General features: G+C 68.0%; 22 protein-coding genes. 15 read left to right on the forward strand and 7 right to left on the reverse strand.

The genetic code is table 11. The features are described 5' to 3' along the window. Positions 1 to 20: 20 nt before the first annotated feature. Genes GA0070624_RS26320 through GA0070624_RS35415 form a run of 5 tightly spaced genes read right to left on the reverse strand, consistent with a single transcriptional unit; the run spans position 21 to position 4,249 of the window. Positions 21 to 776 carry a cupin domain-containing protein gene (locus GA0070624_RS26320; protein ID WP_091345611.1) on the reverse strand — a complete coding sequence of 252 codons (756 nt, stop codon included), beginning with the start codon at positions 774 to 776 and terminating at the stop codon, positions 21 to 23. Next, on the reverse strand, positions 773 to 1,792 hold the full coding sequence (locus GA0070624_RS26325) for a zinc-dependent alcohol dehydrogenase (protein WP_141715172.1): 1,020 nt from the start codon (positions 1,790 to 1,792) through the stop codon (positions 773 to 775). Before GA0070624_RS26325 ends, GA0070624_RS26320 begins: the two co-directional genes overlap by 4 nt. Continuing rightward, entirely contained in the window at positions 1,792 to 3,183 is a 1,392-nt protein-coding gene (locus GA0070624_RS26330) for an MGH1-like glycoside hydrolase domain-containing protein (RefSeq protein ID WP_141715173.1), read from the reverse strand. Before GA0070624_RS26330 ends, GA0070624_RS26325 begins: the two co-directional genes overlap by 1 nt. After that, a complete protein-coding gene (locus GA0070624_RS26335; RefSeq protein WP_091345613.1) occupies positions 3,180 to 4,010 on the reverse strand; it encodes a sugar phosphate isomerase/epimerase family protein in 831 nt (276 codons plus the stop codon). Before GA0070624_RS26335 ends, GA0070624_RS26330 begins: the two co-directional genes overlap by 4 nt. Next, a complete protein-coding gene (locus GA0070624_RS35415) occupies positions 4,007 to 4,249 on the reverse strand; it encodes a hypothetical protein (RefSeq protein WP_091345614.1) in 243 nt (80 codons plus the stop codon). The genes GA0070624_RS26335 and GA0070624_RS35415 overlap by 4 nt, the downstream gene beginning before the upstream one ends. 294 nt (positions 4,250 to 4,543) lie before the next feature. Here GA0070624_RS35415 and GA0070624_RS36510 point away from each other — a divergent pair, with 294 nt between their 5' ends. From GA0070624_RS36510 to GA0070624_RS26395, 12 genes are all read left to right on the forward strand, one after another. Beyond that, on the forward strand, positions 4,544 to 4,669 hold the full coding sequence (locus GA0070624_RS36510) for a hypothetical protein (protein ID WP_281181011.1): 126 nt from the start codon (positions 4,544 to 4,546) through the stop codon (positions 4,667 to 4,669). Positions 4,670 to 4,870: 201 nt separating this feature from the next. Further along, on the forward strand, positions 4,871 to 6,265 hold the full coding sequence (locus GA0070624_RS26345) for an ABC transporter substrate-binding protein (RefSeq protein WP_091345615.1): 1,395 nt from the start codon (positions 4,871 to 4,873) through the stop codon (positions 6,263 to 6,265). Between the two features lie 53 nt (positions 6,266 to 6,318). Next, positions 6,319 to 7,227: a carbohydrate ABC transporter permease gene (locus GA0070624_RS26350; RefSeq protein ID WP_091345616.1), complete on the forward strand. Its 909-nt coding sequence runs from the start codon at positions 6,319 to 6,321 to the stop codon at positions 7,225 to 7,227. Then, positions 7,224 to 8,165 carry a carbohydrate ABC transporter permease gene (locus GA0070624_RS26355; protein WP_245718997.1) on the forward strand — a complete coding sequence of 314 codons (942 nt, stop codon included), beginning with the start codon at positions 7,224 to 7,226 and terminating at the stop codon, positions 8,163 to 8,165. The genes GA0070624_RS26350 and GA0070624_RS26355 overlap by 4 nt, the downstream gene beginning before the upstream one ends. Before the next feature lie 11 nt (positions 8,166 to 8,176). Continuing rightward, complete coding sequence (locus GA0070624_RS26360; protein WP_218105313.1) at positions 8,177 to 9,382, forward strand: ROK family transcriptional regulator; 1,206 nt, start codon at positions 8,177 to 8,179, stop codon at positions 9,380 to 9,382. Positions 9,383 to 9,454: 72 nt separating this feature from the next. Continuing rightward, complete coding sequence (locus GA0070624_RS26365; protein ID WP_091345618.1) at positions 9,455 to 10,360, forward strand: DUF6807 domain-containing protein; 906 nt, start codon at positions 9,455 to 9,457, stop codon at positions 10,358 to 10,360. Between the two features lie 3 nt (positions 10,361 to 10,363). Then, on the forward strand, positions 10,364 to 11,194 hold the full coding sequence (locus GA0070624_RS26370; RefSeq protein ID WP_091345619.1) for a sugar phosphate isomerase/epimerase family protein: 831 nt from the start codon (positions 10,364 to 10,366) through the stop codon (positions 11,192 to 11,194). Positions 11,195 to 11,282: 88 nt separating this feature from the next. Next, positions 11,283 to 12,434 (forward strand): Gfo/Idh/MocA family protein, encoded by a 1,152-nt coding sequence (locus GA0070624_RS26375; protein ID WP_091345620.1) that lies wholly within the window; start codon positions 11,283 to 11,285, stop codon positions 12,432 to 12,434. Then, positions 12,431 to 13,627 (forward strand): dihydrodipicolinate synthase family protein, encoded by a 1,197-nt coding sequence (locus GA0070624_RS26380; protein ID WP_091345621.1) that lies wholly within the window; start codon positions 12,431 to 12,433, stop codon positions 13,625 to 13,627. Before GA0070624_RS26375 ends, GA0070624_RS26380 begins: the two co-directional genes overlap by 4 nt. Then, positions 13,620 to 14,522 carry a sugar phosphate isomerase/epimerase family protein gene (locus tag GA0070624_RS26385; RefSeq protein WP_342672756.1) on the forward strand — a complete coding sequence of 301 codons (903 nt, stop codon included), beginning with the start codon at positions 13,620 to 13,622 and terminating at the stop codon, positions 14,520 to 14,522. Before GA0070624_RS26380 ends, GA0070624_RS26385 begins: the two co-directional genes overlap by 8 nt. A 32-nt stretch (positions 14,523 to 14,554) precedes the next feature. Further along, a complete protein-coding gene (locus GA0070624_RS26390; RefSeq protein WP_218105314.1) occupies positions 14,555 to 15,670 on the forward strand; it encodes a glycerate kinase in 1,116 nt (371 codons plus the stop codon). Between the two features lie 231 nt (positions 15,671 to 15,901). Next, positions 15,902 to 16,090 (forward strand): hypothetical protein, encoded by a 189-nt coding sequence (locus GA0070624_RS26395; RefSeq protein ID WP_245718998.1) that lies wholly within the window; start codon positions 15,902 to 15,904, stop codon positions 16,088 to 16,090. 262 nt (positions 16,091 to 16,352) lie between these two features. Here the strand turns inward: GA0070624_RS26395 and GA0070624_RS26400 are convergent, their stop codons facing one another. Both GA0070624_RS26400 and GA0070624_RS26405 read right to left on the reverse strand, forming a co-directional pair. Continuing rightward, on the reverse strand, positions 16,353 to 17,180 hold the full coding sequence (locus tag GA0070624_RS26400) for an ABC transporter permease (protein WP_091345623.1): 828 nt from the start codon (positions 17,178 to 17,180) through the stop codon (positions 16,353 to 16,355). Continuing rightward, positions 17,177 to 18,127 carry an ATP-binding cassette domain-containing protein gene (locus GA0070624_RS26405; protein WP_091345624.1) on the reverse strand — a complete coding sequence of 317 codons (951 nt, stop codon included), beginning with the start codon at positions 18,125 to 18,127 and terminating at the stop codon, positions 17,177 to 17,179. Before GA0070624_RS26405 ends, GA0070624_RS26400 begins: the two co-directional genes overlap by 4 nt. A gap of 83 nt (positions 18,128 to 18,210) precedes the next feature. Between GA0070624_RS26405 and GA0070624_RS26410 the strand changes: the two genes are divergently transcribed. From GA0070624_RS26410 to GA0070624_RS26420, 3 genes are read left to right on the forward strand one after another with little or no spacing between them, the layout of a single operon-like run. Continuing rightward, on the forward strand, positions 18,211 to 18,843 hold the full coding sequence (locus tag GA0070624_RS26410) for a TetR/AcrR family transcriptional regulator (protein WP_218105315.1): 633 nt from the start codon (positions 18,211 to 18,213) through the stop codon (positions 18,841 to 18,843). Then, positions 18,840 to 19,505, forward strand: coding sequence for a class I SAM-dependent methyltransferase (locus GA0070624_RS26415; protein ID WP_091345626.1), 666 nt, complete (start codon positions 18,840 to 18,842; stop codon positions 19,503 to 19,505). The genes GA0070624_RS26410 and GA0070624_RS26415 overlap by 4 nt, the downstream gene beginning before the upstream one ends. Beyond that, complete coding sequence (locus GA0070624_RS26420) at positions 19,502 to 20,314, forward strand: phosphotransferase family protein (protein WP_245718999.1); 813 nt, start codon at positions 19,502 to 19,504, stop codon at positions 20,312 to 20,314. The genes GA0070624_RS26415 and GA0070624_RS26420 overlap by 4 nt, the downstream gene beginning before the upstream one ends. Positions 20,315 to 20,585 lie beyond the last annotated feature (271 nt).

Consider the following 20,585-nt stretch of genomic DNA (forward strand, 5'->3'; position numbering starts at 1 on the left):
GAACGAGCCGACAACCGCAGTTATGAGCCCCGCCGGCCGCGCGGCGTTCCGTTGTACGTCTCGAGCCGCCCGCACATGCCGAAACGGCGGTCGGCCGGGTAGCCCTCGATGTGCAGACGCCCGCCGTATAGGTGATCCGTCTGCCCGCCGTCCAGCGCGTCGAGTTGTCTGCCGGTGGTTCGCGCAGCGACTAGCGCACCGTTAGACCAGACGTCGTGCCATTGTTTCCGTCGCGAGGCGGTCAGGGCAACGGCCGCGCGGTAGAAGTCCTCCAGCGCGCGCGGACCCTCGGAGGCGACCTTCTCGCGCAGCTGCAGGAAACCCTCGACCGAGAGGTCTTTGCGCCTGCGGGCCGCCGCCTCGGCGTCCGCCGCGTCGGAGATCGAAGCAACCTCCTGGTAGGCAGAAGGGTCAGCAAGACGATCGGGTGGGAAGGTCAGTACGCAGTCCCCGGCCTCGGGCAGTCCGCTGTTCTGCATCAGGACCACGATGCGCAGGTCACCGTCGTTCACCAGCCGGTGGATGACTCCTGGCTCGAACCATGCGACCGTCTGAGCGTCCAGGGGGGTCTCAGCGAAGCCGCTGGAGCTCAGCGTCTGCAGCCGTCCGCGCCCGCCCACGACGACGTATCCCTCAGTGCAGGCGAGGTGGGCGTGCGCGGAGCCACCGGGAAGGCCGTCGGGGCCGGACCAGTCGTAGACGGCGAGCCGGGAAGGGGCAGTGCCGGCGGGGAAGACGCCGGCGAGGAGCCCGTTGACCTCGTCCTCGGCGGTCATCGTTGCCCGGCCCAGTCGATGACGACGCCGAGGTGGTCGGCCGATCGGTCCGCAAGCGCGGCGAAGGCGTCCGGCGCCTCCTTGGGGGCGATGGTGTGGGTCACGAGCGGATTGATGTCCAGTTCGCCGTGTTCGATGAGCGACAGCAGGAAGGCGCGGTTCGCCGCTTCTGTCCATGGCCCCTCATTGGCACCTGCGGTGGGGGTGCTGGAGACGTGTGCGGCCACGAGGTCGAGTCCGCGAACGTGCACGTCGGCATAGGGGTCGAAGTTGGTGACCGCGCCACGCGTGCTGCCAAGGAGCACGATGCGACCGCCTTTGTGAGCGAGAGCGAGTGACGGCAGGAAGGCTTGGGGCGACCCGGTGGCCTCGATGACTACCTGGAAGCCACCCGGCGCGACCGCTTCGAGCCGGTCTCTGGTGTCCGGATCGCGCGGGTCCAGGGCCAAGTGGGCGCCGTAGCGCGCGGACAAAGCCCGCCGCCCGGGCACCAGGTCCAGCGAGACAAGCGGCCACGCGCCGTCGAGCCGCGCGAGCCGGCCGGCCAGTAGACCGACCAGCCCGGCGCCGACGATGGCGACACTTTGCCCCATTTCAATGCGGGCACGACGCACACCGTTCAGTGCGATGCAGCCCAACTGGGTGAAAGAGGCGTCCCGGAAGCTGACGCCGTCGGGAATCTTCGTCATCCGGGCGAGGCGCTCGGGCCTGGCCTCCACCGCGTGCGACGCGTGTGGGAGCGGGCCGCAGATTCGGTCACCGGGCGCGAAGCGGGTGTGCTGTGACCCGACGGCGAGCACGGTCCCGGCGAACGAATAGCCTGGCACGTAGGCCTCGGTGGACTCGGGGGTGCGTTGGGTCGTCGTCCCGAGGTAGTTCGCGACCTCGGTGCCGGGGCTGATGGTGGTGACGGCGGCCTCAACGCGGATGCCGTCGGGTGGGAGTAGGTCGGGAAGCTCGTACGGCTCTAGCGCCATCTCTCCGATGTGGTGGGATATGAGGGTTTGAGCGATCATCACGGTCCAATCTGGATGGGGTTGGTGGCGGTCGCCGCGGACGGCGGGGGCAGCATGTCCAGAAGTACAGCGGCAGTCCAGGTGAAGTCGGTGCCGCCGAGGCCTGCGCCGGTGATGGGGTCGAAGTACTCCCGTAGTCCGGCGGCGGCGACCAGGCCGACCATGTCTGCCGCCAGCCGGCCGGCGAGGTCGTGCCGTTCCGCGGTCTGTAGGCCTTGCCACACCAGCCAGTTGGTGCTCGCCCACGTAGGCCCGCGCCAGTAGCGCTGCCGGTCAAGATCCGGTGCCGTGAGGTCGTAGCTCGGTACACCGCGGACGCCGTCCCCTAGGCCGAAGGCCGGCCCGGTCAGCGTCGCCACGAGCGTTTCGCGGATGGCCGCGTCCAGGTCGGGCAGCAGCAGCGGCGCCAGCCCGCCGACCGTGCGGGTGCGGATTGGCGCACCGGTCAGGGCGTCCATTGCGGTGAAACAGCCGGCGGCGGGGGACCACAAGTGCTCCTGCATGAGCTGGGTGATCTCACGGGCTCGGTCGAGGTGCGGCTGCGGGTCGGCCCCGACGATGCGGGCAATCGCGGCCAGGGCGCGCTCCGACCATGCCAGGACAGCGTTCATCAGCGGGTCGACCACGTAGAACCGCAGCGAGTGGTGCGTATCGCGGTATCCGCCGTCGCGGTAATCGCGGACGAGCAGGACGTAGCGTGCGTAATCGTCGTGGGTGGGACGATGCGCGGACCCGGCATGCAGCAGGTCGCGCCGGTGGCCGGCGACCTCGGTAACGTTCCGCGCCGGTACGGCACGAAGAGGTGCGTCCCATGTCGGGCTGTTGTCCAGACCGGACTCCCACGGGTGCACGATCGCGACCAGACCGACCTCTGGTGCGCGGCGTCGGGACCACAGGTAGTCGTGCCAGCGCACCAGCCGGGGGTAGAGCCGCCGCAGCGCCGCGGCGGACTCCGGGCCGGGAGATCGGCGCGCGACCGTAAGTGCGGCGCCGGCGTGCACCGGCGGCTGCACGAGCCCGCTGGTCACGACGCCGCGCGGCGGGCCATCCGCAGGCAGCGGCCGCCAGAACCACGGACCGGGGAAGTACGCGTCCTCCGCTACGGCTGGGTCGAAGACGATCTGGGGTACGCGACCGTCGCGCCACTGAGCGCCCAGGAGGGCGGATAGTTCAGTCCAGGCGCGGCGCGGCGAAACGTGCGCCCAGCCAACCGCATTGAACGCGGAGTCCCAGCTCCATTGATGGGGGTAGAGAGAGGGGGTCGGCACGGTGGACCGGCCACGCCAGTTGCGGACCAGCGTCGCCACGGCGGTGCGCCGCAAGTCCTCGGACGACAGCGCGTAGCCGCCCGTCGTCGCGCCTGCCCGAGCTTGCAGCCCGATCGCCGTCATGAGGCCGCGCGCCGGAGCATAGAGACCGAGCGCGGCAGCACCTCGGTGGCGTCGCCGGAGAGCCGGCACTCGAAGGCCAGCCAGCCGGGATACGCGATGGCGTTCAGCGTGCTTAACAGCAGTGACCAGTCGACGTGGCCTCCGCCCGGCTCGAGCCGGTTGGAGTCCGACACCTGAACGTGGCCCAACCATGGTGCGGCGTCGAGCAGCGCTTCCGCGGGGTCGGCTTCTTCGATGTTCATGTGGTAGGTGTCTGCCGCGACGCGCACCGACGGCAGCCCGATTTCTTTGCACAGCGACACGGCGTCGGCCAGGGTGTTGACCATGTGATTCTCGTACCGGTTCAGCGGCTCGAGCCCCAGCACCACGCCCTCGCGTTCCGCGTGCTCGCCCAGCTCCGCGAGTGCCTCGAGCAGGACCGCGCGATCGTCCTCCGGCCTGCGCGGCGGTTCGAAGGGCGGCAGACGGCGGGAGAACTGGCCGTAGGAGGCCGGTGTTATCGCCATCTCGCCGCCAATCGCGGCGATCATGCTCAGCTGTGAGCGCATCTGGCGTACGGCGTCGCGCCGGCGCTCCTCGTCGAAGTCGCCGATGAAGTGCAGCATCTCCACGCACACCGTCGGCATGACGACGCCGTCTGCCACCGCGCGCTGCAGTTCCAGACGCCGGCCCTCGAAGGCCAGGTCGCCCTTGCCACGCAGCTCGATCGCGTTGAACCCCGCCTGCTGGGCAGCCTCCCACTTCTGCTGCAGCGACGTGCCAGGCAGCAGTTGCTCCTGGCAGCTGATCCGCTCGGTTAGTGGTGGCTCGTTCACCTGGCCGGTCATCGAGCGTCTCCGATGGCGGCGGGGAAGCGCAGCGGGACTCCTTCGACGAAGAGGCGGCGGTCGCTGCCCCAGGTCTTGTTGAGGTAGGGGTTGGTGCCCCGGTATGCGGTGAGCTCGGTGCCCGCGGAGATGCCTGAATACCATGTCCGCACCCGTACCGTGCCCGGCGACACCGGCTTGGCCGGTTCCGCTGCGAGCCCTACGACACAAGGGCCGAGGAACTCGACCACCTGCTGCATCACGCCTCCCAGTTTTGACTGACCGTTAGACTAAACCTGTCTAGTGATCCGTCAAGTTCCGGTCCCATGACGGCGGATCTATGTGGCGGTGCCCTAGAGGGCGAATCGTGCAGCTTGGCGTCTTGGACGGCATCCCTGAGGGACCTCTCGCTGCCGGCCATCGTCCGGTGGGCCGGAGCGGCCGGGCTTTGCCGCTCTCGAGATCGCCGCATGGCCGGTCGACGATCCGCGTCGGCTAAACCCGGCCCCACCTGGACGAGTCGTGCGGACGCTGCGTGCCGGGGGATTCACCGAGTGCTCTCGATCGAGCACGAGGACCCTGTCCACAGCGGCAGCGCGGAGGCGGTGCAGCGGGGCCTGCTGATGCCGCGGGACACGCTTCAGGCAGTGCTGGACGAAACGGATGATTTCCACCGATAGTCGGTTTCTGCGGGGCTTCGGCGTGGATCTGAAAGCCCTGACGCCGCATGGCCTGAGGACTTCCGGCCGACATCTTTTCGTCTTTGTCTTGTGTTCTGGCAGAAGTTGCGCTCAGATGTAGCGGAAGTTTCAGGGGCGTTAGCCGCAGCCGCGTCAACCGGGCAAGGGGCTCGCACCCCGCCAGCCAACAGGAAGGTGAAGATGCGCGCGAGATACGTCATCGCCGCTAGTGCTGTCCTTACGTTTCTCGCGGGGTGCACCACCAGCGCGCCTGCAGGCAACGACGGCGGTAAGGACCAGGGCACCGCAAAGTCGATCACCATGTGGACCACAGAGGACGTCCAGGAGCGGGTCGAGGCCACTAAGGCGATCGCCGCAAAATTTGAAGCCAGCACTGGGATCAAGGTCAACGTCGTCGCCATTGCTGAGGATCAGTTCGACCAGGTGATCACTACGGCCGCGGCTGAGGGCAAGCTGCCGGACCTCGTGGCGGCGCTGAATCCGGCGGGCGTTCAGTCGCTCGCCGTCAACGAACTTCTCGACACGCAGACTCCCGGGGAGATCGTCAAGGATCTCGGCGAGAACACGTTCTCCCCTGGCGCGCTCAAACTCACCCAGGACAAGGGGCGTCAGCTAGCGGTTCCCAGCGACGCGTGGTCGCAGCTCCTCTTCTACCGCAAGGATCTCTTCGCCAAGGCCGGGCTTGCCGCACCGGACAGCTTCGACAAGATCACGGCGGCAGCCTCGCGCCTGAACACGGGCGGGACGGCCGGCATCGCGCTGGCGACGACGCCGGGCGATGGATTCACCCAGCAGTCCTTCGAGTACTTCGCGCTCGGCAATGGCTGCCAGATGGTGGACGCAAACAGGAAGGTAACGCTCGACAGCCCGCAGTGCGTGAACACCTTCCGCTTCTACAACGACCTGGCCAGCAAATACTCGCTCAAGGGAAACCAGGACGTCGACACCACGCGCGCGAACTACTTCGCCGGCAAGACGGCGATGGTGGTGTGGTCGTCGTTCCTGCTCGACGAACTGGCCGGATTGCGAAACGACGCGTTGCCGACCTGCCCCGAATGCAAGGCCGACCCGACCTTCCTGGCCAAGAACACCGGTGTCATCGGTCCGGTCAGCGGTCCTGACGGGCAGCCGGCGCAGTTCGGCCAGGTGGTGTCCTGGGCGATCACGCGCGACGCGAACAAGCCCGCGACGAAGAAGTTCGTCGAGTACATGATGAATGACGGTTACGCCGACTGGCTCGCGCTCGCCCCCGAGGGCAAGGTGCCGGTCCGCAAGGGCACCGCCGACGACCCGCAGAAGTTCGTGAAGGCGTGGGGCGGGCTCACCGCCGGCGTCGACAAGAAGATGCCGCTGAGCAGCATCTACTCCGCCGACGTCATCAACTCGATTCTCAGCGGTCCGGACCGGTTCGACCGCTGGGGCTTCCCGCAGGGCCAGGGCGCGTTGGTCGGCGCCACCCTCGGCGAACTGCCCGTGCCCAAGGCCATCAACGCGATGGTCAACGGGGGCTCGCCGGAGAAGGCGGGCAAGGACGCCACCGCGGCGGTCGAGGAAATCGCGAAGTCGCTCAAATGATGTTGCCGGGTCGGGCCCCACATGTCCGTGGGGCCCGACCCGCGGGAGGACCGATGGCAGTACGCACGCGAACTCTGCGTCAGCAGGACGCGCGCACCGGGCTCGGCCTGATAACACCCACGGTGGCGATGGTCGTGCTGGTGCTCGTGGTCCCGATAGTCTGGGCCTTCGCCCTAGCATTTCAAGATATCCGGCTGATCAACATTCGCTACGCCGGGTTCTTCGGACGATACACGTTGGACAACTTCATCAGCGTGCTCACAGCACCCGGCTTCTGGCAGGCGCTACGCACCACCGTCCTATACGCCCTTGGCTCTACCGCCGGGTCGATCGCGGTGGGCCTGGTCGCGGCAATCGCGGTCCGGCGCCCCTTCCGGGGACGGTCCCTCGTACGAGGCCTGATCTTGCTGCCTTACGTCGCCCCGGTCGTCGCGGTCACGTTTGTGTGGACGGTCATGCTCAACCCCCAGTTCGGCATCGTCAACGACTGGGGCACGCGCTTCCTCGGTTGGAGCGAGGCCATCCCGTTCCTGTCTCAGTCCTCCACCGCGCTGCTGACGGTCATCGCGTTCGAAATCTGGCGCTACTATCCGTTCGCGTTCCTGTTCCTAACAGCGCGGCTGCAGGCCGTGCCGAAGGACAGCGAAGAAGCCGCGCGCGTAGACGGCGCGACACCCCTGCAGAGCTTCCGGCATATCCTGTGGCCGCAACTCGTGCCCACGATCGCCGTGCTGTTCGTGCTGCGATTCATCTTCACGTTCAACAAGTTCGACGATGTCTACCTGCTCACCGGCGGAGGATCCGGCACCGAGGTCGTCAGCGTTCGCGTCTTCGACTACCTCACCTCGCGAAAGGACGTGGGCGCTGCCTGCGCCCAGGCAGTCGTGCTGGCCGGTGTGCTCGTGATATTCCTGCTCATCCAGCGCCGAGCCACCCGCCGGTGGGAAGGAGACTCTCAGTGACGACCCTGACCGGCGCCGAGCCGGCCGCTCGTCCCGCCGACCCGGAGACCCCGAGGCGGCCCGGGCGTCGGTGGACGCGAGACAGCATCGAGACCCTTGCCCTGCGCGTGCTGCGGTGGGTGGTCATCGCGTTGCTCGTGCTGGCCTCCGTGCTGCCGTTCTACTACATGCTCATGCTGTCCGTGCGCAGCATCCAGGACCTCCTACTCGACCCGGGTCGAATCTGGGTGGACCCCGCCAAGATCTCGCTCGACGCCTACCGTCGCGTGCTCCGCTCGGTCGCCGACGGCGGACAGGGATTCCTCACCCTGATAAGAAACAGCCTGCTCGTGTCGGTCGGGACCGTGATCATTACGCTGGCGGCGTCGATCCCCGGGGCGTACGCCATCAGTCGTCTCGCCTTCCGCGGACGCCGTCAAGTGAGCGCCCTTTTCGTTGGGGTCTATTTCTTTCCGTCGATCATCGTTGCCGTCCCGCTGTTCGTCCTCTTCGCTCGACTCGGACTACGCGGAAGTCTCTTCGGCCTGGCGCTCGTCTACGTCGCCCACACCATCCCCGTCACCATCTACATGCTCCGAGGGTATTTCGACACGATCCCAGTCAGCCTCGAAGAGGCGGCTCTCCTCGATGGTTGCGGTCGGCTCGGGGTAATCCGGCGGGTCAGCCTGCCGCTGGCCATGCCTGCCGTCATGGCCACCGGGCTATACGTCTGCATGATCGCCTGGAACGAGTTCTTGTTCGCATTGCTATTCCTCGTGCAGGACCGCGACCGTTGGACCGTGTCCCTCGGGCTCGCGCAGCTGTCCGGCAGCATCGAGGTGCCCACTACCGTGCTGATGGCTGGGTCCGTGGTGTTAACTATTCCAATCATCGCGTTGTTCTTCGCGTCGGAACGGCTGCTCGTCGAGGGGCTCAGCGCGGGCGCCGAGAAGGGATGAGGGGGACGCACGTGGCTCCGGGGCGGCCGTCAAACAGCGCTGGCCATCTGCTGCAGTTCTTCCGGGACGGGCGAGTCGGCACACGACGCGAGCTCGGCGAGATCACCGAGCTCTCCCGATCCACTGTGGCCGCCCGCATCGACGCGTTGGTCAGTGCCGGTTACCTGCGCGAGGGGGGCATCGCTTCGTCGTCGGGCGGTCGGCCGCCAACGCTGCTGACCTTCGAGGACCGCACCCCGACCATCCTCGCCGCCGACCTCGACGTCACGCACGCCCGCGTGGCGGTCACCGATGCCAGTGGGGAGATCCTTGCAGAGCAGGTCGTCGACAGTCGTATCGCAGCCGGGCCGCAATCCGTGCTGCCCGAGGTGTGCGACCGGTTCGACGCCCTGCTGGAGAAAGCAGGGCGAGGCAGGGACAGTGTGTGCGGCATCGGGATGGGTGTCCCGGGCCCAGTGGACTTCGAGGCTGCCCGCGTGGTGCGCCCACCGATCATGCCCGGCTGGCACGACTTCCCGGTACGGGAGGAGATGTCGCGGCGTTTCGACGTGCCGTTGTACCTCGACAACGACGCCAACATGATGGCTCTGGGGGAGCATCGCGTCGTCTTCCCCGACGAAAAGTCCTTGCTGTTCATCAAGGTGGGCACCGGGCTGGGTGCCGGGATCGTCGTGGACGGCGGCGTCCTCCGTGGCGTCGACGGTGCCGAAGGTGACATCGGGCACGTGCGCATCAGCGGCAGCGCCGCACAGTGTGCGTGCGGGGCAACCGGCTGCCTCGCAGCCAGCGCAAGCGGTGCGGCAATGGCTCGCCAGCTGCGCGACCTCGGGTTCAAAGCCCTCACGAGCCGCGACGTCATCTCGTTCGTCTCCGCCGGAGAACCCGCGGCGGTCTCGATCGTCCGTCGAGCCGGCCTGCTCGTGGGCGAGGTGCTCGCCACCGCGATCAGCCTGATCAACCCCCGCGTGCTCGTGATCGGCGGCGACCTGGCCGACACCGGCGAGCACTTCCTCCGTGGTGTGCACGAGTCGCTCCTGCAACGGACCCAGCCACTCGCCACTCGGCGGCTGCTTGTCACCACAAGCGCTCTCGGTGATCGGGCCGGGATCGCGGGCGCCGTTGTCATGGTGCGCGACCAGGTGTTCAGCCCGGAGGAGGTCGATCGTCGGCTGAGTGCCATGGCTGCGGAGCGAACGAAAGCCACCGCTGGCTCCTGAAGCAGGAGCGAGGACCCGGTCAACGCCAACGTCAGGTTGTGGAAAGAACCCCGCTAGGAGAGGAATTTCGGCATGCCCGAGCACCAGGTCGGTACGGCGACCGAGCAGGACACGGTCGCCATTTCGTTCGATGGGGGTGCCGTAGCGTCATACCACCTGGGCGGGTCGTCACCCCGCCCGTACCTGCAGCGGCTCATCGTGCCAGGCGGACATCAGGTCACGCGATCGCTCGATGAGGACGTCCCCGAGGATTCACGTGACCATCCGCATCACCGCGGGATCTGGTGGGGGCACCGAAACGTTGACGGGGCGGACTTCTGGACCGAGTTCGATGGGCATGGGCGCATCGTGGCGGAGAGCCCCGCCGACATCGGCCACACCGACCAGGCCTGGCGGGTGACCCAGGGACTCCAGTGGATTGCCGCGGACGGCGATGTCCACCTGCGGGAGCGTCGCATTACAGTCGTACGACCTCCGGCGGACGACGGCGCGGTGGTGGTCGATATGCAGACGACCCTGACGACACCTGGACGCCAACCGGTAGTCCTTCGGGACACGAAGGAGGCCGGTTTGATCGCCGTCCGGGTGGCCGTACCGATGGAGGAGCGCCGCGGCGGCCGAATCGAGAACGCATTGGGTGATGTTGGGGAGGCGAAGTGCTGGGGGCGCCCAGCGGACTGGTGTGACTACTCCGGCCCGGTTGACGGGACGGTCGTCGGGGTGGCGGTACTGGACCATCCCGACAACCCGCGCCACCCCACCTGCTGGCACGTACGAGACTACGGGCTGCTGGCCGCGAACCCGTTCGGCTACAGCGACTTCTGGCCGGGGGAGGGTCGGGACGGGACCCTTGTCCTCGATCCGGATGACCCCGTGACGTTCCGCTTCCGGGTGGTCGCTCACCTAGGGGACGCACGCACGGGTCGGGTCGCGAAGCACTTCGCGGCGTTCGCCGACACCGCGCCGCTCGAGGGCTGACAAATGCGCCTCGCCATGTGCAACGAAGGCTTTGAGAACGAGCCGCTCGACATCGCGTTCGACCGTCTCGCCCAAGCCGGATACACCGGGGTGGAACTTGCGCCCTACACGCTTGGACCCGACCCGGACCAGCTCACACGGGCCGACCGCCGAAAGATCCGGGCAATGGCTCACGACCGAGGGCTGTCTATCACGGGCCTTCACTGGCTGCTCGCCCGCACGCAGGGTATGCACGTGTCCACAGACGATCCCGCAACCGAGAAACGGACGCTGCAGTACCTCCGAGCCCTGACCGAGTTGTGTGGTGACCTCGGGGGCGAGGTCCTCGTGTTCGGCTCCCCGGGCCAGCGCAGTACGCCGCCAGGGATGTCGGCCGAGACGGCAAGGAAGCGAGCGCTTCAGACGTTTGGAGCGTGGGCCGCCCTCGCGGAACAGGTCGGCGTGACGGTCTGCCTTGAGGCGTTGCCTGCTGAAGAAACGGACTTCATGAATACGACGGCAGAGGTTGTTGGTCTCGTTGAGGCGGTCCGTTCACCGGCGCTCCGAATGGTGCTCGACGTAAAGAGCATGAGTTCAGAACGGACGCCCATCCCCGAGCTGATCGACCTGGCCGCGCCGCACCTGGCCTACGTGCAGGCCAACGACGCCAACCGGCGAGGCCCCGGGTTCGGAGACACCGACTTCGTGCCGATCTTCAAAGCACTGGGCGGCGTTGGATACGACGGCTGGATCTCCGTTGAGGCATTCGACTTCAGCCCGAGCGTAGACGAGATGGCTGCGGCCAGCCGTCAATATCTCGCGACCGCCGCAGCAGAGGCAGGCGTTCGCCTGTAATGCAGGACCCTGCCCGAAGGCGCCCACAGAGCGCCATCGTCACTTCTTCTCACCGCACTGGTAAGCGCTATCCGAAGGAGCCCTAGACATGGCATCACGATCGCTCGGCATCATTATGAACGGTGTGACGGGGCGGATGGGCTACCGCCAGCATCTGGTGCGCTCCATCCTGGCCATCCGTGACCAAGGGGGTGTGGAGCTGTCCGACGGCTCCCGTGTCCAGGTCGACCCGATCTTGCTCGGCCGGAACGCGGACAGGCTTCAGAAGATCGCCGCCCGGCACGGCGTCGAGCGCTGGACGACCGATCTGGACGAGGCGCTCGGGAACCAGGACGACCCGATCTATTTCGACGCACAGCTCACCACAGTGCGTGAGCAGGCGATCCTGAAGGCCATCGCTGCCGGCAAACACATCTACTCCGAAAAGCCGATCGCCGACGATGTCGAGGGCTCCCTCCGTCTTGCCCGCGCGGCGCGAGACGCCGGGGTCAAGAACGGCGTCGTGCATGACAAGCTGTACCTTCCCGGCTTCCTGAAGCTCAAGCGCCTCATCGACGGCGGATTCTTCGGCCGCATCCTGTCCGTGCGAGGCGAGTTCGGTTACTGGGTGTTCGAGGGTGATTGGCAGCCGTCCCAGCGGCCCACCTGGAACTACCGCAAGGAGGACGGCGGCGGCATCTCGACAGACATGTTCCCGCACTGGAACTACATCCTCGAGAACCTGTTCGGCACCGTAGAAGCGGTGACGGCAAGGGTGATCACGCACATTCCACAGCGGTGGGACGAGCAGGGCAAGCCGTACGCCGCCACGGCGGACGACGCCGCCTACGGGATTTTCGAGCTGTCCGGGGGCGTGATCGCCCAGATCAACTCGTCGTGGACGACCCGCGTGCACCGGGACGAACTCGTCGAGTTCCACGTCGACGGCACCGAGGGCAGCGCGGTCGCCGGGCTCCACCGCTGCGTCGCGCAGCATCGTGCACAGACGCCCAGGCCGGTCTGGAACCCCGATCTGGTGGAGCCCATGTCGTTCGGGCAGCAGTGGAATCCGGTGCCGGACAACGGGGAATTCGACAACGGTTTCAAAGCGCAGTGGGAGCAGTTCATCCGGTACGTCCTGAACGACGGCGACCACCCATATGACTTCCTTGCCGGCGTTCGCGGTCTGAGGCTTGCCGAGGCGGGCCTGCAGTCCTCAAGCGAGGGACGGCGCGTAGAGCTCGGCGAGGTCTCACTGTGACAACCGTCGCCAATTCGGCAGGAGCCGTGCTCCTGCCAAACATCGACGGCAGCCTCGGGCGCCACGTCCTGAAGCCGCCGCGAGAATGGCCGCAGCCGCAGGCTCCGCTGAGGTCCCGCGTCGCCTTTGCCGCAGCACATGTGATCCCCAAGCCACTATCCGAGAACGTCCCGGGTGGCGCCGCAGCCATTGACTGGGACAGCACGCTCCGGTACCGGCACCGGATCTGGTCCTACGGGCTGGGCGTTGCCGACGCCATGGACACCGCCCAGCGTGGCATGGGTCTCGATTGGCCAGCGGCGGCCGAGTTGATCCGCCGCTCTGCCGCGGAGGCCCGGTCCGTCGGCGGTGCGATCGCCTGCGGTGCGGGCACTGACCAGCTCGACCCCAGCCGTACGCCTGAGGGCGCTGCGGGCCTGGCGGCGGTGCTGGCGGCCTACCGGGAGCAGATTGAGGCCGTGGCCGGCAGCGGGGCCACAGTGATCCTTATGGCCTCAAGGGCGCTGGCCCGGATTGCACGCTCCGCGGAAGACTATGCCCATGTGTACGGCAGCCTGCTAGCTGACGCGGACCGCCCCGTCATCCTGCACTGGCTCGGCGCCATGTTCGACCCTGCACTGGCCGGCTACTGGGGCTCGGACGATGTCGAACAGGCGACATCGGCGTTCTTGCGGATCATCGATGCTCATCGCGCGAAGGTCGAGGGGGTCAAGGTGTCGCTGCTCGACGCAGCCCACGAGATCCGCTTGCGCGCCGCACTCCCCGAGGGGGTCCGCCTGTACACCGGTGACGACTTCAACTATCCGGAACTCGTCGTCGGCGACCGAAAGGCGCACTCCGATGCCTTGCTGGGCATCTTCGCCGCGATCTACCCCGCCGCCTCGTTGGCCATCCAGGCCCTCGATGCCGGCGACGACGTTACAGCGCGGGCGATCCTAGACGGCACCCAGGCGCTTGGCCGGCACATCTTCGAGGCACCGACCTACTACTACAAAACCGGGATCGCGTTCCTGTCCTGGCTGAACGGCCATCAGGCCGCTTTCTCGATGGTGGGCGGGCTGCACGCCGGGCGCTCGGTGCTGCACCTGGTCGAGCTCTTCCGGCTGGCGGACGCAGCCGAGCTCTTGGCTGATCCGGACTTCGCCGCGCACCGGATGCGGCGGTACCTGTCCGTCCAGGGGATCGGTGATTGAGAGCATGATGGACATCGACCAGGCGACGCTGCGGCGGCTCTCGCTGAACACCATGACCACCAAGAACTGGACCCTGCCCGAGGCAGTCGACGGTTCAGTCCGAGCCGGACTGCCGGCGGTCGGCCTCTGGCGCGACCGTGTCGCCGAGGTCGGGCTCGACGCCGCGGCCAAACGAGTGCGCGACGCGGGTCTGCGGGTCTCCTCACTCTGCCGAGGTGGCTTCCTGACGGCAGCTGATGCCGCCGGGCAGAGGGCCGCGCTCGAGGACAACAGGGCCGCCATCATCGAGGCCGCGACCTTGGGCACTGACGCGCTGATCATGGTTGTAGGTGGGCTCCCAGAGGGCGACCGCGACCTCGCTGGCGCTCGTCAACGGGTGGCGGACCGACTCGCCGAGCTGGTGCCGTTCGCCAAGGAGCATGGCGTGCGGATGGTCCTGGAGCCCCTCCATCCCATGTACGTCGCAGACCGCGCGGTCCTGTCTACCCTCGGCCAGGCCCTCGACATCGCATCCGGTCACCCGGCGGACGCCGTCGCCGTCGTGGTCGACACCTTCCATGTCTTCTGGGACCCCCAGTTGCCTGAGCAGATTGCCCGCGCTGGCCGGGAGGGCAGGGTCGCCAGCTACCAGGTCTGTGACTTCAACCTGCCGATCGCCTCTGACGCGCTGCTCTCGCGCGGCATGATGGGCGACGGCGTGATCGACTTCCGTGCTATCACCTCGATGATCGCCGCCACGGGGTACGACGGTGACATCGAGGTGGAGATCTTCAACGCCGCGATCTGGGCGATGAACGGCGACGATGTGCTGGCGACAATGGCCCGCCGATACGCCGAACTCGTGCACCCCTACCTCGATCCCGCCGCAGCCGATCCTGCACCCGCTGACCGGTGACCGGTGACTCGATACGTCGAGGTCACGCGGTCGTGGCCTGCGACAAGTTCAAGGGCTCATTAACGGCGAGCCAGGTCATGGCGGCGGTCACGGGAGGACTGCGCGACGTGGCACCCGCCGTCGATGTCCGCAGCACCCTGGTCGCCGACGGCGGCGACGGCACCCTCGAAGCGGTCCGGTCGGCGGGGTTCACGCTGCTGCCGGTGACGGTCACCGGGCCGACAGGACGCCCCGTCGACACGCACTACGCCACCAATGGGGACACAGCCGTCGTGGAGATGGCTGACGCGTGCGGGCTGGTACGACTTCCCGGCGGCGAGTTAGCACCCCTCACGGCCTCCAGCCGTGGACTCGGCGAGGTCGTCGGCGCGGTCCTCGACGCCGGCATCCGGCGGATCGTGATCGGGGTAGGTGGCAGCGCGAGCACCGACGGGGGCGCCGGGATGCTCAGCGCGCTCGGAGCCCGCCTGCTCGACGACGCCGGCCGAGACCTGCGGGACGGGGGTGGGGCATTGAGCGAGTTGACTACCGTCGATCTAACCGGGCTGCATCCGGGCCTCGCCCAAGCAGAACTGACCCTTGCGAGTGACGTCGACAATCCGTTACTGGGTCACCGGGGTGCGGTCGCCGTCTTCTCGGCGCAGAAGGGCGCTGGCTGGCGAGAACAACAGCTGCTTGAGCGGGGCCTTAGTCGACTCGCCGAGGTCCTGACGGACCACACCGGCGGCGACGCGGCTGGCCTGGCCGGCGCGGGTGCCGCCGGAGGAGTCGGATTCGCCGCTCAAGCACTGCTCGGCGCCCGCTTCCAATCCGGCATCGAGTTCCTACTTCAAGTCATCGGGTTCGACGAGGTCGTCGCAGGCGCAGCACTGGTGGTGACAGGCGAGGGCTACTTGGACCGACAGACATTGTCCGGCAAGACCCCCTTCGGCGTGGCGACAGCGGCACGGGTTGCCGGGGCACCAGTGGTTGCTGTCTGTGGAGGGTCCGACCTCGATGATGCCGACCTGGCGGACATCGGCATCAAGCAAGTATTCCGGTTGTCCGACCTCGAACCTGATCTCGAGCGCTGCATGAGCGCAGCAGGACCGCTGCTACGGCAGGCGGCCCGCCTCGTCGCGCGCAGGTGGCTGCACCCGATGAGTTAGGTGGCCACCTTCGCGGTGCACATGAGCCAGGCCGTGCATCAGGCGGGCACGGCGGTGTTTGCGCGCCGGCAGCCAGGCCGCGATCCGCTCGGCCACCACGATCCTAAGGGTGCCGAAAATGTCGTCCGCCCTTGTCGTGGCCGGGTTTGAGCGTCGCGACGGAATCTTGCCCCTGTCGACGTTCCGGGGCGCCTCGGATCGCTGTCGGTCACTACGTGATGATGCCTCGCCGTGCTGCTTCGACTGGCGTACCTCGGCGTGACCAACGCGCTCGCGATGCTGCGGCTGCTACCCATGAGCGACCGGGCCAAGGACGCCGAAATCCTCGCCCTGCGCCACCAGATCACGGTCCTCCAGCGGCAGCTGCACGGCCAGAAGATCCGGTTCACCCCATTGACCGGGCGTCGCTCGCCGCGCTGATGCACCGACTCCCCCGCGACGTGCTACGCCAGATCCGGCTGCCTGTGCGCCCCGAGACCGTGCTCCACTGGCACGGGTAGTGCTCGGGGGCGAGGCCCGATGCGGGCGAGGTCGCACCGAGGAGGCAGTTACCTGACCATCTGCGGTTGGGCCCGGATCCGGGGGCGCTTGCCCTCACGGCGTTCGAGCAGCTCGGTACCGTTGGCACAGCCTTGAGGCGGCGCGGCAGCGAGCCGCGCCGCCTCCTTTGCCTCGGAGCCCGTCAGGCGACGTCGCGCTGGTAGGCACGTACGGCGAGGGGTGCGAAGATCGCGAGGATTCCTGTCGTCCAGGCGAGGGCGAGCACTGTCTCGCTGGTGACCGTGTGGCCGGCCGGTAGCGCTTCTTGGCCGAGGGTGAGGCCGCGCAGGGCGTTGGCGATGATGGTGATGGGCTGGTGTTCGGCGAAGGTCTGGAGCCAGCCGGGCATGGTCTGGGTGGGTAGGAAGACGGAGCTGGTCAGGGTCATCGGGAAGACGACCATGTAGATGGCGGCCTGGATGGCTTCGGAGTTGCGGATCGTGAGGCCCAGGTAGGCCATCAGCCAGGAGCAGGCGTAGCCGAAGGCGAGCGCGACGCCGATGGCGGCCAGCATGTCGCCGAGGCCGTTCTGCCAGCGGAACCCGAGGGCGACGCCGACGGCGAGTTGCAGGCCGAGGATGAAAGTGCTGCGGATGAGGTCGGCCATGGTGCGGCCGGTCAGCACGGCGGAGCGGGCCATGGGCAGGGCGCGGAAGCGGTCCAGGACGCCTTTGGTGCGGTCGTTGTTGAGCCCGTAGGCGGTGGGCGCGGACCCGAAAACGGCGGACTGGGCGAGGATGCCGGGGATCAGCCAGTAGACGTACTCGCCTTTGGCGGCGGCGGGTAGGGCGGCTTGGATGGCGCCGCCGAAGACGTAGAGGAACATGAGCATGAACACGACGGGCTGGACGGTGGACAGGATCAGCACGTCGGGCAGGCGGATATTGGCGAGCAGGTTCCGGCGGGTGACGACGCCGGTGTGAATGAGGGCGCGGCCGTGGCCGCGAGCGGGGATGGCGGCGGTGGTCATGCGGTCCTCCCGGCGAGTTCGCGGTTGTCGTGGCGGGTGAGGGCGAGGAAGACGTCGTCGAGGGTGGGCCGGTGCAGGGCGACGTCGGTCGGGGTGATGTCGGCGTGGTCGAGCAGGCGCAGCGCGTGCCGCAGGGTCAGTGGCCCGTCGGGGGCGGGCAGCGTGATCCGGTCGCGGTCGCATCGGGCGGCCAGCGGTTCCAGGGTGGCCAAGGCTGCCTGCTGCAGCTCCGTGGGCAGGTCGAGTTGGATGATGGCGCCGCCGGTGCGGTCTTTGAGTTCGGTGGCGGTGCCTTCGGTGAGCAGGCGGCCGTGGTCGATGACGGCGATGCGGTCGGCGAGCTGGTCGGCCTCGTCGAGGTATTGGGTGGTGAGCAGCACGGTGGTGCCCTCGGCGGCCAGGTTCCGCACGAGGTGCCACAGGTCTTGGCGGCTGGCCGGGTCAACGCCGGTGGTGGGTTCGTCGAGGAACAGCACCTGTGGGCGGCCGATGAGGCTCGCGGCGAGGTCTATGCGCCGACGCATGCCTCCGGAGTAGGTCTTGACCTGCCGGTCGGCGACGTCGGCGAGGTGGATGAGGTCCAGGATGTCTGCCGCTCGGCGGGCTGCCTCGCGGTGGGTCAGGCCGTAGAGGCGGCCGATCATGATGATGTTCTCGCGGCCGGTCAGGTGGTCGTCGACGGCGGCGAACTGTCCGGCGAGGCCGATCCGCTCTCGTACTCGGGTCGCGTCGCGGACGACGTCGTGTCCGGCGACGCGCGCGGTGCCGGTGTCGGGGCGAAGCAGGGTGGCGAGTATGCGGATCAGGGTGGTCTTCCCCGCGCCGTTCGGGCCGAGCAGCCCGTAGATGCTTCCGCGCGGGATCTGCAAGGTCAGGCCGTCGAGCGCGCGGGTGCCGTTGCGGAACTGCTTGGTGATCTCGCTGACGGCGATGATCGAGTCGCTCATCGATACCTCCAGCTTGTGTACTTGAAAGGCAACATAGGCATAAGTACACTCTCAAGTCAACAAGCCTGCGTTGGAGGTCCGTGGTGGTCGACCAGAAGCCGGAGCCGGTACGCCGCCTGCCCCGGGCACAGCGCCGGGAGCAGATCCTCACCGCGGCGACCGAGGCGTTCGCCAGGTCCGGTTTCGCCGCAACGAGCCTGGAGGACATCGCCACCGAGGCGGGCATCACGCGGGTGATCCTCTACCGGCACTTCGATTCCAAGACCGACCTGTATCAGGCGGTCCTGGACCGGATGTGCGCGCGGCTGGATGCCCATGTCGACGAGCCTGTCGGCGGGTTCACCGATGCCAGCATCGACGGCCTGCTCGATGCTGCGATCGAGTCGCCTGCCGGGTTCCGGCTGCTGTTCCAGCACGCCCTGCGGGAGCCGGAGTTCAAGGAGCGCATCGAGAAGTTCCGCGCCGACATCACTGCCGCCGCATACCTGCAGATCTCCGCCGTCGTCCCCGACCAGGCTCTCGCCCGATGGGCAGCGCAGCTCGCGCCGGTCGTGGCGATCGAGGCAATCATCGCCTGGCTCGATGCCGGACAACCCGACCCCGCCCAGGCCGCCGCGCGGGTGCGACAGGCGGTCATGGGAGTCATCGGCGCCGCCGTCGCCTCCGACACCGACTGCTCGCTTCCCAACCCTGCACGTAGACAAGGACCGTCATGACCAACACAGCAAAGCCCGAGACGGGTGAAAGCCCGACCGCCCGGCAGAAGCGGGTGTGGGACAAGAGCGCGCCCAGCTATGACAAGCAGATCGCCTTCTTCGAGAAGACCTGGTTTGCCGGTGGACGCCAGTGGCTCGGCCAGCGCGCTCACGGCCGGGTTCTCGAGGTCGCGATCGGCACCGGCCGTAACTTGCCCCATTACCGATCCGACACGACCATCACCGGCATCGAGCTGAGTCCGGCGATGCTGGCCATCGCGCGCGAGCGCGCCGCCGATCTCGGCCGCAAGGTGGACCTGCGCGAAGGCGACGCCGAGCGCCTGCCCTTCGACGACGCGTCGTTCGACACGGTGGTGTGTGCGCTGTCGCTGTGCACCATCCCCGACCCCGCTGCCGCGATCGCCGAGATGCACCGGGTCCTGGTGCCCGACGGCACCCTGCTGCTGGTGGACCACATCGCCAGCAGCTGGCCGCCGATCCGCGCCGCCCAGTGGCTGCTGGAACGGATCACGATCCGCGCAGCCGGGGAGCACTTCACCCGCCGGCAGCTGTCCCTCGTCCAGGCCGCCAGCTTCGAGATCGAGGAGGCCGAACGGCTCAAGGCCGGCACGGTGGAGCGCATCCGCGCCCGCAAACTGGCCCCGCCGGAGACGGGCGCGTGAACATCGCGAGCGCCGGGGCGCTCGGGCCACGGCTCGGCGCAGGTCGCGAGGCGGACGTGTACGCGTGCAGCGACGGGGCGGTGCTCAAGCTGTACCGTCCCGGCTTCGGCGGCCACCGCACCGAGACGTTGGCCCTCCGGTCACTGGAAGATCGTGGCGTCGCACCGAGGCTGGTCGACGTCGTGGAGTGCGATGGCCGGACCGGCTTGGTGGTGGAGCGCCTGGCCGGACCGGACATGCTGACGCTTCTGCAACGCCGACCGTGGCGCCTCTACGCACTGGCCCGCTCCCTGGCCAAGGCGCACCTCGCGGTCCATCGTGTTCAGGCGCCGGCAGAGCTGACCGGCCTCCGCCAGGTCCTGGCCACCCGGATCCGCGACGCCGCGCTGCCGCAGCATCTGCTCGACTTCGTATCGCGGCTGCTGGACGGGCTGCCGGACGGCGATCGGCTGTGCCACGGCGACTACCACCCCGGCAACATCCTGCTGGCCGCAGACCAGGCCGCTGTCATTGACTGGGGCGCCGCGACGCGGGGCGTCCCCGAAGCCGACCACGCTCGTACGCTGCTGCTGCTGCGGTGGTCCGATCCGCTGCCCGGCACGCCGCTGGTGTCACGGGCGCTGATCGCCGCTGGGCGGTCGGTGCTCGCCCACGCCTACGCGCGAGACTACCGGCGCGGCTCGCCGCCGCTGCGCCAGACGAGGTCGTGGCTGGTGGTGCACGCCGCGGCGCGGCTGAGCGAAGGCATCCCGGCCGAAGAAGAGAGGATCATCGGTCTGCTCGAACGCGCCCGGAAAGGCATCGCGTGAGGCTCGGCCTGCCGGTGTCCGGGCACGTGAAGGCGGTGAGCTCGTCGGCGGGGATGCCGCAGAGCAGGAGCGCGCTGCCGCGTTCGCGGTCGGTGCTCCAGCTGTCCATGAGCGTCTCAACCTGCTCATTGAGGCGGACCAGACGCGCCGGCCATGAGCACCGCGGGGCTGCGCCTGCAACACGCCAGCGGGTGCCCCGCCCGGCAAAGCCACGAACCGCCAGCCGGGTGTGAGGTGGGCTGTGCCACGCATCCTGGATCAGGCCGCCGAC

It is taken from the genome of Micromonospora rhizosphaerae, assembly GCF_900091465.1.
Lineage (GTDB): Bacteria > Actinomycetota > Actinomycetes > Mycobacteriales > Micromonosporaceae > Micromonospora > Micromonospora rhizosphaerae.